General features: G+C 63.0%; 9 protein-coding genes. 3 read left to right on the forward strand and 6 right to left on the reverse strand.

Annotated features, from left to right (window positions below; translation table 11 throughout):
- Positions 1-109 precede the first annotated feature (109 nt).
- Positions 110-1,126 carry a ketol-acid reductoisomerase gene (gene ilvC, locus NFG57_RS17790; RefSeq protein ID WP_045994258.1) on the reverse strand — a complete coding sequence of 339 codons (1,017 nt, stop codon included), beginning with the start codon at positions 1,124-1,126 and terminating at the stop codon, positions 110-112.
- A 226-nt stretch (positions 1,127-1,352) separates the two neighbouring features.
- Here ilvC and ilvY point away from each other — a divergent pair, with 226 nt between their 5' ends.
- On the forward strand, positions 1,353-2,240 hold the full coding sequence (ilvY, locus tag NFG57_RS17795) for an HTH-type transcriptional activator IlvY (protein ID WP_045994257.1): 888 nt from the start codon (positions 1,353-1,355) through the stop codon (positions 2,238-2,240).
- Positions 2,241-2,314: 74 nt separating this feature from the next.
- Here the strand turns inward: ilvY and ilvN are convergent, their stop codons facing one another.
- Both ilvN and NFG57_RS17805 read right to left on the reverse strand, forming a co-directional pair.
- On the reverse strand, positions 2,315-2,806 hold the full coding sequence (gene ilvN / locus NFG57_RS17800; RefSeq protein WP_045994256.1) for an acetolactate synthase small subunit: 492 nt from the start codon (positions 2,804-2,806) through the stop codon (positions 2,315-2,317).
- Entirely contained in the window at positions 2,806-4,530 is a 1,725-nt protein-coding gene (locus NFG57_RS17805; RefSeq protein WP_348814886.1) for an acetolactate synthase 3 large subunit, read from the reverse strand. The genes ilvN and NFG57_RS17805 overlap by 1 nt, the downstream gene beginning before the upstream one ends.
- A gap of 863 nt (positions 4,531-5,393) precedes the next feature.
- Here NFG57_RS17805 and NFG57_RS17810 point away from each other — a divergent pair.
- Positions 5,394-6,770, forward strand: a complete 1,377-nt coding sequence (locus NFG57_RS17810) for a sugar porter family MFS transporter (protein ID WP_348814887.1) — start codon at positions 5,394-5,396, stop codon at positions 6,768-6,770.
- 399 nt (positions 6,771-7,169) lie between these two features.
- Here NFG57_RS17810 and clpB read toward each other — a convergent pair whose 3' ends face one another.
- The 3 genes from clpB to rluD form a co-directional block, all read right to left on the reverse strand.
- Positions 7,170-9,752, reverse strand: coding sequence for an ATP-dependent chaperone ClpB (gene clpB / locus NFG57_RS17815; protein WP_108133541.1), 2,583 nt, complete (start codon positions 9,750-9,752; stop codon positions 7,170-7,172).
- A gap of 159 nt (positions 9,753-9,911) precedes the next feature.
- Positions 9,912-10,667, reverse strand: a complete 756-nt coding sequence (gene pgeF, locus NFG57_RS17820) for a peptidoglycan editing factor PgeF (protein WP_045994252.1) — start codon at positions 10,665-10,667, stop codon at positions 9,912-9,914.
- Positions 10,664-11,623, reverse strand: coding sequence for a 23S rRNA pseudouridine(1911/1915/1917) synthase RluD (gene rluD, locus NFG57_RS17825; protein WP_108133540.1), 960 nt, complete (start codon positions 11,621-11,623; stop codon positions 10,664-10,666). Before rluD ends, pgeF begins: the two co-directional genes overlap by 4 nt.
- Before the next feature lie 165 nt (positions 11,624-11,788).
- On the opposite strand from rluD, the gene NFG57_RS17830 reads away from it, so the two are divergent.
- Positions 11,789-12,607 (forward strand): outer membrane protein assembly factor BamD, encoded by an 819-nt coding sequence (locus tag NFG57_RS17830; RefSeq protein ID WP_348814888.1) that lies wholly within the window; start codon positions 11,789-11,791, stop codon positions 12,605-12,607.
- Positions 12,608-12,691: the final 84 nt, after the last annotated feature.

Here is a 12,691-nt window from a genome sequence, read left to right on the forward strand (position 1 = left end):
CACTCAGTCGTTCACCCATGACGCAACGGGGGAGGAGCACTGAGTGTGCTCCTCCCCCGTTTCTGTCCCCATCGGCGGGCAAGCCCGACGATGGGTTACCAGGAACCCATCAGTTCTTGGATTTGTCGACCAGCTGGTTGGCGGCGATCCAGGGCATCATGCCACGGAGCTTCTCACCGACCTGCTCGATCTCGTGCTCGGCGTTCAGGCGACGACGTGCGGTCATCGAGGGGTAGTTGCTGTTGCCCTCGTTGATGAACATCTTGGCGTACTCGCCGGTCTGGATACGCTTGAGGGCGTTGCGCATGGCGGCACGCGACTCGTCGTTGATGACCTCAGGGCCAGTCACGTACTCGCCATACTCCGCATTGTTGGAGATGGAGTAGTTCATGTTGGCGATGCCGCCTTCGTACATCAGGTCAACGATCAGCTTGAGCTCGTGGAGACACTCGAAGTAGGCCATTTCAGGGGCGTAGCCCGCTTCTGTCAGGGTCTCGAAGCCGGCCTTGACCAGTTCGACAGCGCCACCACACAGGACAGCCTGCTCACCGAACAGGTCGGTTTCGGTCTCGTCCTTGAAGGTGGTCTCGATGATGCCGCTGCGGCCACCACCGATGGCGGCGGCGTAGGACAGGCAGAGTTCCTTGGCCTGGCCGGTGGCATCCTGGTGGATGGCGATCAGGTCAGGAATACCGCCGCCACGGGCGAATTCGGAGCGCACAGTGTGGCCCGGCGCCTTGGGGGCGATCATCACCACGTCCAGATCCTTGCGTGGCTCGATCTGGTTGTAGTGGATGTTGAAGCCGTGGGCGAAGGCCAGGGTAGCGCCTTCCTTGAGGTTCGGCTCGATTTCCTGCTCGTAGATAGCCTTCTGGTTCTCGTCCGGCGCCAGCACCATGACGACGTCGGCGGACTGGCAAGCCTCGGCCACAGAGGCCACCTTCAGGCCGGCGGCCTCCGCCTTGGCGGCGGAAGAAGAACCCGGGCGAAGCGCGACGGTGACGCTGACGCCGGATTCCTTCAGGTTGTTGGCGTGGGCGTGGCCCTGGGAGCCGTAACCGACGATGGTGACCTGCTTGTTCTGGATCAGCTGAAGATCGCAGTCCTTATCGTAATAAACGCGCATCTGGTGCTCCTGAAAACGAGTGCCTGCTCGGCGATAGAAGAGATCTTGTCTGTGTCGTGTTGCGTTCAGCGTTGATGGCCACCCGCGCCGTCTTGTGCGGCGCTGGGCAGACGAGGGGCTCGCCCTCCGTCGATGCATCCCACCTTACGCCAGCGCCCGTGTTGCGTAAAACGCTATATTTGCAATACTACGTGCCAAAATATGCAATTACAGGTCAGGACTCCCCATGGACTTCCGCCCCCTGAAGCACTTTCTGATGCTGGCCGATTCACTGCACTTCGGCCGTGCCAGCGAGGCCTGCCACGTGAGCCCATCGACCCTGAGCCGCTCCATTCGCCAACTGGAACAACAGCTCGGCGTGGTGCTGTTCAACCGTGACAATCGCCACGTAGTGCTGACCCCCCAGGGAAAGCGCTTCCAGCGCTATGCCAAGGAAGCCCTGGAAGAGTGGGAACAGGTCCGCCTGTCGTTGCAGAGCGAGGCCAAGCGCCTCAGTGGTGAAATCAGCATCTACTGCTCGGTGACCGCGAGCTACAGCTTTCTCTACAGCCTGCTGGCCGACTTCCGCCAGCGCTATCCCGCCATCGAGCTCAAGCTGCACACCGGCGACCCAGCCCGAGCCATCCAGCGAGTGCTGGCCGGCGACGAAGACATGGCCATTACCTCACGCCCGCGCCGCCTGCCCGATGGTCTCGCCTTCAAGTCGCTGACCCGTTCGGCACTGGTGTTCATCGCCCCACAAGAGCAACGACCGTGGGTGCCACAGCAGCCGATGAGCCCGAGCCAGACACAGTGGCAAGGGGTGCCAATGATCCTGTCGGAGGCTGGGCTATCGCGGGAACTGGCCGACACCTGGTTCAAGGCGCTGGGCGTGACCCCGACCATCTACGCCCAGGTAGCCGGCCACGAAGCCATCGTCAGTATGGTCGGACTCGGCTTCGGCATCGGTGTGGTGCCACGCATCGTGCTGGAGGCGAGCCCGCTGGCCGAACGCGTGAGAATACTCCCGGTCAAGCCGGAACTGCCGCACTACGACGTGGGCCTCTGTGTGCTGGAGCGGCGTCTGAAGAGCCCGTTGATCGACGCCCTGTGGCAGGAAGTCGTGGAGCGTTGAGGCCGGGCACGAAAACGCCGCCCCGAGAGGCGGCGTAACAGGTTCACCGGCTGCCCACCAGGGCCAGCGGTTTGCTAGAGGCTCAGCACCTTGTCACCACGGGCGATACCCGAGACGCCGGTGCGCGCTACTTCGAGAATGCCCACGGGGCCCATCGCCTGCAGGAAGGCGTCGAGCTTCTCGGCATCGCCAGTGATCTGCACGGTGTACAGACTCGGGGTGACGTCGACGATCTGGGCACGGAAGATGTCTACCGTGCGCTTGACCTCATCGCGGGCAGCGCCCAGCGCCTTGACCTTCACCAGCATCAACTCACGCTCGATATGGTTGCCTTCGGTGAGATCCACCAGCTTGACCACGTCGATCAGCTTGTTGAGGTGCTTGGTGATCTGCTCGATCACCCGGTCGTCCCCGACGGTGGTCACGGTCAGACGCGACAGGGTCGGGTCATCGGTGGGCGCCACGTTGAGGGTTTCGATGTTGAAGTTGCGCTGGGAGAACAGCCCCACGACCCGCGACAGCGCACCCGGTTCGTTTTCCATCAGAATCGAGATGATATGTCGCATCAGGTCCGCTCCGTCTTGGAAAGCAGCATGTCACGCATGGAGCCCAGAGGCACCTGCATCGGATAGACGTGCTCGTGCGGGTCCACCGCGACGTCGAGGAACACCAGCTCATGGGTGTCGGCGAAGGTACGCGCCAGCGCCTCTTCCAGATCCTCTTTCTTCTCGACCCTGAGCGCGGTGAAACCGTAGGCCTCGATCAGCATCTGGAAGTCCGGCAGCGACTCCATGTAGGAGTGAGCATGGCGGGACTTGTAGTTGAGGTCCTGCCACTGGCGCACCATGCCCAGCGAACCGTTATTTAGATTGATGATCTTGACCCCACCACCGAACTGCTTACAGGTGGAGAGTTCCTGCATCATCATCTGGAAGCTGCCTTCGCCGGTCACGCAGACCACCTCCTCATCGGGGAAGTTCTGCTTGACGCCCATGGCCGCGGGAAAACCGAAGCCCATGGTGCCGAGTCCACCGGAGGTGATCAGCCGATTAGGCTTGTCGAACTTGTAGTACTGGGCAGCGAACATCTGGTGCTGACCCACGTCGGTGGTGACGTACGCCTCGCCACGAGTCACCCGGCAGATGGCCTCGATCACCTCCTGCGGCTTGAGCACCTCGCCGGGCCTGGACGGCTCGTAGAGCTTGCCCTTGCGCTCGTCGCGCCACTCGTCGATGGTCTTCCACCAGTCCTTGAGCGCGTCGGGATTGGCGATCTCATGGCCCTGCACCAGGCTGATCATTTCGTTGATCACGCTGGCCGCAGGTCCAACGATGGGTACGTCTGCGCGCACCGTCTTGGACACCGAGCTGGGGTCGATATCCACGTGGATGATCTTGGCCGTGGGGCAGAACTTCGAGGTATTGTTGGTCACACGATCGTCGAAACGCGCGCCGATGGCGATCACCAGGTCGGCGTGATGCATCGCCATGTTGGACTCATAGGAGCCGTGCATGCCGAGCCAGCCCAGGCACTGATCGTCGCTCTGGGGATAAGCCCCGATGCCCATCAGGGTGGTGGTGATCGGAAAGCCGAGCTGCTTGACCAGATCGGTCAGACCCTCGCAAGCACGCCCCTGGATCACGCCACCACCGGTGTAGAACACCGGACGACGGGCCTTGAGCATCAGCTCGACGGCCTTCTTGATCTGTCCGGTATGGCCGCGACTGACCGGGTTGTACGAGCGGATCTTGACCTTCTTCGGATAGACGTACTCGTAGCGCTCGGTGGGCGCCGTCATGTCCTTGGGTATATCCACCAGCACCGGACCGGGACGCCCGGTGGCGGCGAGATAGAAGGCCTTCTTGAGCACCTCGGGAATCTCGCTCGGGTGCTTGATCGAGAAGCTGTGCTTCACGATTGGCCGGGTGACACCGACGATATCGGTCTCCTGGAAGGCATCGTCACCGATCAGATGGCTCATCACCTGACCACAGAGCACGACCATCGGGATCGAGTCCATATAGGCAGTGGCGATGCCGGTCACCGCATTGGTGGCCCCCGGCCCCGAGGTGACCAGTACCACCCCGGGCTTGCCGGACGCCCGTGCATAGCCGTCGGCGGCGTGGGTCGCGGCCTGCTCGTGGCGAACCAGGATGTGCTTGACCTTGTCCTGACGGAACAAGGCATCGTAGATGTGTAGTGCGGCGCCGCCCGGATAGCCGTAGATGTATTCCACGCCCTCATCCTGGAGGAAGCGGGCGATCATGTCCGCGCCTGAAAGCAATTCCACAGATGTATCTCCCCTGGAGGTCTCGAGTGCGATTCGCACCTGTCGTGGGTACGAAGTCGAGTGCAGCGGTATGCTGCTGCCGGCGCACCGGCACCTGATGCCAAACCCTGGCGTCCGTCGGCCCGGTTGGGGCCTGCACTCTCATCACGGCGGGTCACCGCGTCGGGGCGTTGGCCAGGCGGGGCGGTTAACCCGAACCTGGTAGTCCTTCGGCGGGTAGAGGCCCATTGGCCTACCCTTCACGCGGCGTTGGGGGTCACCCATCGTGCCGCGCCCGCAGTCAGGAACCCTCAAGATTCCAATAGCGCTCTGTGACTGTCAACCGCCGTTCCCATCGCGCTCGGTCAGAGCATTCTGAAAGGCCTCTTTTCGCGGGTGCAGCAAGACCAATGTCTAACGCCGTTTTCTCGAAATCTGGCCATGACGCTGCTGTAATGACGCCAGGTGACACGATTCACTTACTTTACCAGACACCGATGGAGAGGGTGCGGCGGAAAGTCGCCACGACAGCCGGAGCATGACGACAGGAGAGTTTCTCTCTGCCCCGCCCCGGGTCTGATCGGCACCGCTGACGATCAGCGAACGACTCGCCGACGCTTTCAAATCGGGTCGCTGACACTTGCCATCTGGATCGCTGACGCCTCAAGAGAGAATCGATTCATCCAAGGATTTCTCTAGGCGCAGTCCGAAAAGTCGACGAGCGAAGGTTAGACAAGGCAAAAATCGGTGAGACAGCGCAGTTTACGGGGTGTAAATGAGCATGTTGATCCGATTTTTAACGCCGTATTACCGAGCGCAGGCACTTTTCAGACAAGCCCTAGACAACCACAACAACGCCCCCCTTTCACAGGAGGTAGCACTACATGTCTCGCATCGTGCAATGGTCCATCACCGTGGCGCTGGCAGGATTCCTGTTCGGCTTCGACACCGCGGTCATCTCCGGGGCCGACAAGCCCATCCAGGCGCTGTGGGGTCTCAGCGACCTGCAGCATGGCCTGCTGATCATGTCCATGGCCCTTTGGGGCACCGTGATCGGTGCCATCTTCGGCAACTGGCCCACCGATGCGCTGGGAAGGCGCGCCACCCTGCTGATGATCGGTGTGCTGTACCTGGTCTCCGCGGTGGGCTCGGCGGTGGTGTCCGACCCCTGGCTGTTCGCCTTCTTCCGCCTGATCGGCGGCATCGGCGTCGGCATCTCGTCGGTGGCGGCCCCTACCTATATCTCCGAGATCGCCCCGCCGCGCCATCGTGGCTTTCTGGTCGCCATGTACCAGTTCAATATCGTCTTCGGCATCCTCATGGCATTCGTCTCCAACTATGTGATCGGCAGCCTGATGAGCGACGACGCCTGGCGCTGGATGCTGGGTATTGAGGCCATCCCTGCACTGATCTACACCCTGATGATTACCCGTGTCCCGCGCAGTCCGCGCTGGCTCATCCTCAAGAAGAACGCTATCGAGGAAGCCGGCCAGGTACTTCGCCAGATCAACCCTGACGCCGATGTCGACGCCGAGATCAACGCCATTCGCGCCGCCGAAACCGACGAAGCGTCCGCCAAGGCCCCCTTCTTCTCGCGTCGCTATCGTCTGCCGATTCTGCTGGCCTTCCTGATCGCCTTCTTCAACCAGCTCTCGGGCATCAACTTCATCATCTACTATGCCCCCCGGGTGCTCGAAGCCGCCGAACTCGGTAGCCAGGCAGCGCTTCTGTCCACCGCCGGCATTGGTCTGGTCAACCTGGTCTTCACCATGATCGGGATGTCGCTGATCGACCGCTTCGGCCGCCGTACCCTGCTGTTCATCGGCTCGGCCGGCTATCTAGTGTCGCTGGTGCTGATCTCTCGCGCCTTCTTCGCCGACGCCCTGGGCGGACTCGAAGTCCCGCTGCTGCTGGGACTGTTCATCGCTGCCCATGCCATCAGTCAGGGTGCGGTCATCTGGGTGTTCATCTCCGAGGTCTTCCCCAACCACGTGCGTGCCCGCGGCCAATCCTTCGGTGCCTCGATCCACTGGGTCTTCGCTGCGCTGATCACCCTGGTAATGCCCTGGGTGCTGGGTACCTTCAGCGGCGGGCCGGTGTTCGCCTTCTTCGCGATAATGATGCTGCTGCAACTGGTGTTCGTGATATTCCTGATGCCAGAGACCAAGAACGTCAGTCTCGAGGAACTGCAAAAGCACCTGGTGGGCGACAACGTACGCCTGCGACGCGTGCACCTGTCCGGCGCCCGGGCGACGCGCTAGGCGCTGTCCGAAAAGTCGACGAGCGAAGGTTAGACAAGGCAAAAATCGGTGAGAAAGCGCAGTTTACGGGGTGTAAATGAGCATTTTGATCCGATTTTTAACGCCGTATTACCGAGCGCAGGCACTTTTCAGACAAGCCCTAGGGCTTGGCAAGAATAAGCCCGCGCTCGTTGCCCTTTCGGGCAGAACCCAAGCCTTGAGGAACGCCACGAAAAAGCCCGCCGGGTGGGGAACCGGGCGGGCAAGGGGGTCACAGGACGCAACCTGACCTTCAGTATAGCGACCGATTAACCATTTGCTTGAGAATGGGCATTCGAATTACCCATCATGCACGAATGCCAGCCGAAGGCATCAGGCCCCTCCTTGATGAAGGGGCCTTCTTGCGTGATCGACCCGTGGTCAGCGGTCGAAACGTAACTGACCATCGTCGGCGACCACGCGGATCACGTCGCCAGCGCTGAACTTGCCGGCCAGCAGGTCCTGTGCCAGCGGGTTCTCGATCCGGCTCTGCAGGGCGCGCTTGAGCGGACGAGCGCCATAGACGGGGTCGAAGCCGACCACCGCCAACAGTGCCAACGCCTCGTCGGAGACCGTGAGCCCGAGATCGTGTTCTGCCAGCCGCGTGCGCAGACGTTCAAGCTGGATGCCGGCGATCGCCTGGATCTGATCCTGGCCGAGGGCGTGGAACACCACCACTTCATCGATGCGGTTGATCAACTCAGGCCGGAAGTGGCTTCCGACCACCTCCATCACCGTCTGGCGCATGCTGTCGTAGTCGGCGTCGTCACCACCGAACTGCTGGATGATGTCGGACGCCAGGTTGGAGGTCATCACGATGACGGTGTTGCGGAAATCCACCGTGCGCCCCTGGCCGTCGGTCAGGCGACCATCCTCCAGCACCTGCAACAGGATGTTGAAGACGTCCGGGTGGGCCTTCTCCACCTCGTCGAGCAGCAGCACCGAATAGGGTTTGCGGCGCACCGCTTCGGTCAGGTAGCCGCCTTCTTCATAGCCGACATAGCCGGGAGGCGCGCCGATCAACCGCGCCACCGAGTGCTTCTCCATGAACTCGGACATGTCGATGCGCACCATGGCTTCCTCGGTGTCGAACAGGAAGTTGGCCAGCGACTTGCACAGTTCGGTCTTGCCCACCCCGGTCGGGCCGAGAAACAGGAAGGAGCCGTTGGGCCGGTTGGGGTCGGCCAAGCCCGCGCGGGAGCGCCGCACCGCGTTGGCCACGGCGGTGACCGCCTCGTCCTGACCGATGACCCGCTGGTGCAGGGCCTCCTCCATACGCAGGAGCTTGTCGCGCTCGCCCTCGAGCATCTTGGCCACCGGAATGCCGGTCCAGCGTGACACCACCTCGGCGATTTCCTCCTCGGTGACGTTGGAGCGCAAAAGCTTGTGGTGACGGGTGTCCGCCTCGGCATCGCCGCTCTCGGCAATCTTCTTCTCGAGCTCCGGAATCACCCCGTACTGCAGTTCCGACATCCGCCCCAGGTCGCCCTGGCGGCGAGCCTGCTCCAGGTCGACCCGCGCCCGGTCTAGCTCGTCCTTGAACTGGGCCGCGCCCTGGATGCTGGCCTTCTCGGCCTTCCAGATTTCGTCCAGGTCGGCGTACTCGCGCTCGAGCTCGCCGATCTGTTCCTCAAGGGTATCGAGGCGCTTGCGCGAGGCCTCGTCAGTTTCCTTCTTGAGGTGCTCGCGCTCCATCTTCAACTGGATCAGGCGACGATCCAGACGGTCCATTTCCTCCGGCTTGGAGTCGAGCTCCATGCGAATGCGCGACGACGCCTCGTCGATCAGGTCGATGGCCTTGTCCGGCAGCTGACGATCGGTGATGTAGCGCGTCGACAGCTTGGCCGCCGCGATGATCGCGCCGTCGGTAATGTCGACGCCGTGGTGCACCTCGTAGCGCTCCTTGAGGCCACGCAGGATCGCCACCGTGTCTTCCTCGCTGGGCTCGTCCACCTGCACCTTCTGGAAGCGCCGCTCCAGCGCCGCATCCTTCTCGATGTACTTGCGGTACTCGTCCAGGGTAGTGGCACCGACACAGTGCAGCTCACCCCGGGCCAGCGCCGGCTTGAGCATGTTGCCGGCGTCCATGGCGCCCTCGGCCTTGCCCGCACCGACCATGGTGTGCAATTCGTCGATGAACAGGATGACCCGCCCTTCTTCCTGGGACAGCTCGTTGAGCACCGCCTTCAGGCGCTCCTCGAATTCACCGCGGAACTTGGCCCCGGCCAGCAGCGAGCCCATGTCCAGCGACAGCACGCGCTTGTCCTTGAGCCCCTCGGGCACCTCGCCGTTGATGATGCGGCTGGCCAGCCCCTCGACGATGGCGGTCTTGCCGACGCCAGGCTCGCCGATCAGCACCGGGTTGTTCTTGGTGCGCCGCTGCAGCACCTGGATGGTGCGACGGATCTCGTCGTCACGCCCGATCACCGGATCCAGCTTGCCGTCGGCGGCCCGCTGGGTCAGATCCAGGGTGTACTTCTCCAGCGCCTCGCGGCTGTCCTCGGCGTTGGCGTCATCCACCTTCTGGCCACCGCGCACGCTATCGATGGCGCCCTCCAGCGACTTGCGCGCAAGACCAGCCTGGGTCAGCGCCTTGGCCACGGCATGCTTCATGGCGATTGCCGCCAGCAGTACCAGTTCACTGGCGATGTATTGATCGCCACGCTTCTGGGCCTCGGCATCGGTGAGGTTGAACAGCTTGATCAGATCCCGGGACGGCTGCACTTCGCCGTCGAACTGGGCGACCTGGGGCAGATCGTCGATCTGGCCCGCCAGGGCGTCACGCAGCCGACCGGCGTCGCCCCCCGCCTTCTGTACCAGCGCCTTGACGCCGGTGTCGCGGTTGTCGAGCAGCGCCAGCAGCAGGTGCGCAGGTTCCATCTGATTGTGCCCGCGCCCCACGGCGAGGGACTGGGCGTCGGCGATAGCCTGCTGCAGCTTGGCGGTAAACTTGTCAAAACGCATCGATATCTCCTTTCGGGATGGCGATGCGTTTGGACGCACCGCTTGACCCTGTCAATGTGACTTGACAGAGATATGGCGGTGCTTTAGGGACGTTTCAAGTCTAGTGAAGCAGTTTCACGTCTAGAGGGAGTCTCGGGAAAAGTGCGACGTCGGTCCGCTCTATCGCAGCCAGATCACGCTGGCCATGCGCCCGGTGACGCCGTCGTCACGACGATGGGAATAGAAGCGTGATTCACAGGCGGTGCAGAAGTGTCCGCCGCTGACGTGGGAGACGCCAAGACGTTCAAGCCGCAGACGCGCCAGCTTGTAAAGGTCCGCCATATAGTGCCCCAGGCGATAGGGGCTCGGTTCAAAGGCGCTGGCCGCCTCGGGGTGCACGCCGCAGAAGGCCTCACGCACCTCGGGTCCGACCTCGAACTGAGCGTTGGAGATCGCCGGCCCCAACCAGGCCATCAGTTCCCCAGGCGCAGTGCCCAGGGAGGCCACGGTAGCCTCCAGCACGCCACCGGCCAGGCTGCGCCAGCCTGCATGGGCCAGCGCCACGCGCTCACCGCCACGATCACAGAAGAACACCGGCAGACAGTCCGCCGTCAGTATCACGCAGGCGTAGTCACGGGTGGTCGCCACCGAGGCATCGGCCTTGGGTATGGTGTCACTGAAACCATGCTGGACGCTGGCGCCGTGGACCTGATCGAGCCACAGCAGCGGACGCTCATCGCCCAGTTCCTTGCTCAACTGGCGCCGACAAAGCTCCACATGTTCCGGCTTGTCGCCGACGTGACTCGCCGGGTTGAAGGCGGCGTAGGGTCCCTGACTGGGGCCGGTCTCGCGGGTGGTGACGAAGGCACCGACATTGGCCGGAGCAGGCCAGTCGGGCACGATCACGCTGGGGCGCAGGTCGAGGGCATCGATCATTGCATGGTCTCCGCATCGTCACGCAGGAAGTCCAGCAGCATCAGCAGGTCATCCGGCAGCGGCGCCTGGAAGCTGACCTCCTCACCGCGACTCGGGTGGACGAAGGCCAGTCGACGCGCGTGCAGCGCCTGGCGCGGAAACTCGCGCAGGATCTCCTTGAGCGTCTGCTCCGCTCCGGGCGGCAGCTTGAGTCGCCCACCGTAAACCGGGTCGCCGATCAATGGAAAGCGCCGGTGCGCCATGTGCACGCGAATCTGGTGAGTGCGGCCGGTCTCCAGCTTGCAGCGAACGTGGGTATGGGCACGAAAGCGTTCCACCACCCGATAGTGGGTCACCGCCGGCTTGCCCGAGGCGGTAACCGCCTGGCGCTTGCGGTCCTTGGGATGCCGGCCGATCGGCGCATCCACGGTGCCGCCAGAGGTCATCTTGCCCACCACGATGGCGTCATACTCCCGCGACACGCTACGCGCCTGCAGCTGCGCTACCAGGTCAGCGTGGGCGGCCAGGGACTTGGCCACCACCATCAGACCACTGGTGTCCTTGTCGAGGCGATGCACGATACCGGCACGAGGCAAGGTGGCGGCGTCGGGAAAGTGGTGCAGCAAGGCATTGAGCAGGGTCCCGTCGGGGTTGCCCGCAGCGGGGTGAACCACCAGCCCCGGCGGCTTGTTGACCACCAGTACCTGGTCGTCCTCGAACACCACCTCAAGCGGAATATCCTGCGCCTCGAAGCGAGTGTCATCCTCGATGAGGGCCTTGAGCACCAGCCTTTCACCGCCGTGGACCTTGTCCTTGGGCTTGGCCGCAGCCCCATCCAGGGTCAGGGAACCGTCCTTGATCCAACCCTTCAACCGCTCCCGGGAATAGTCGGCAAACAATTCCGCTGCGGCCTGGTCCAGGCGATAGCCTGCCATGTCGAGGGGAATGCGACTGTGGACGTCGAGGGTCTGTGACATGGTTCGGAACACTTCTCTGTGGGGATCGAAGATTGATGGCAACTCGCGCACAAAACACGTGGCCCGCAGCAGGAAGACTGCGTTTCCAGGCAAGGTGCTTTATAGTGGGCGGATCGCGGCCGATTCTACCACGGCCGACCCGGGTTGTTTGACACGAGGACCAAGATGCGCGTTTTCACTACTTCCGCCGCTCGCCTGGGCGCCCTGGTGTTGATGGGCGCGGTACTCGGCGGCTGCGCCAGCAACGACGTCGAGGAAGAGCGCTACGACGGCGCCACCGAACGCCAGCTCTACCAGGAAGGTCGCCAGGCCCTGGAGAACGGCAGCTTCACCACGGCCATGAACCGCCTGGAAGCCATCGACACCCGCTTCCCCTTCGGCGACTACGCCGAACAGGCCCAGCTCGAACTCATCTATACCTACTACGAGATGGATGACTGGGAAGCCGCCCGGGCCGCCGCCAGCCGCTTCATTCGCCTGCACCCCAACCATGCGCAGGTCGACTACGCCTACTACATGCGCGGGCTGGCCGCCTGGCAGGCCGGTCGTTTCAGCCTGGAGTCGCTCAAGGTCATCGATATCTCGGAGCGGGACCTCGGCGCTACCCGAGACGCCTACACCGACTTTACCGACCTGATCAGCCGCTATCCGGACAGTCCGTACGCCCCGGACGCGCAACAGCGCATCATCTACCTGCGCAACCTGCTGGCCCAGCAAGAGCTGCATGTGGCCGACTTCTACCTGCGCAAGAAGGCCTACATGGCCGCCGTGCAGCGGGGTCGCTGGGTGTTGGAGAACTACCCCCAGGCCGAGGCTACCCGCGACGCCCTGGCGGTGATGGTCGAAGGCTACCTCGGCATGGGCCTGCGTGATCGCGCCAGCGAGACGCTGCAGGTGCTGATCGAGAACGACCCGGACAACGAGCGCCTCAACGGTCGTCGCTTCGAACCCAAGTACGTCGACGACGCCCCTCTGAGCGCCTGAACGACCGCAAGGCAGGCGGTGCCGAGAGGTTGCCGGCAGGCCAAAGAAAGGAGAAGGGGCCGCCCATGGGCGGCCCCTTCTTGT

The organism is Halomonas sp. H10-59 (assembly GCF_040070555.1).
Taxonomy (GTDB): Bacteria; Pseudomonadota; Gammaproteobacteria; order Pseudomonadales; family Halomonadaceae; genus Halomonas; species Halomonas litopenaei.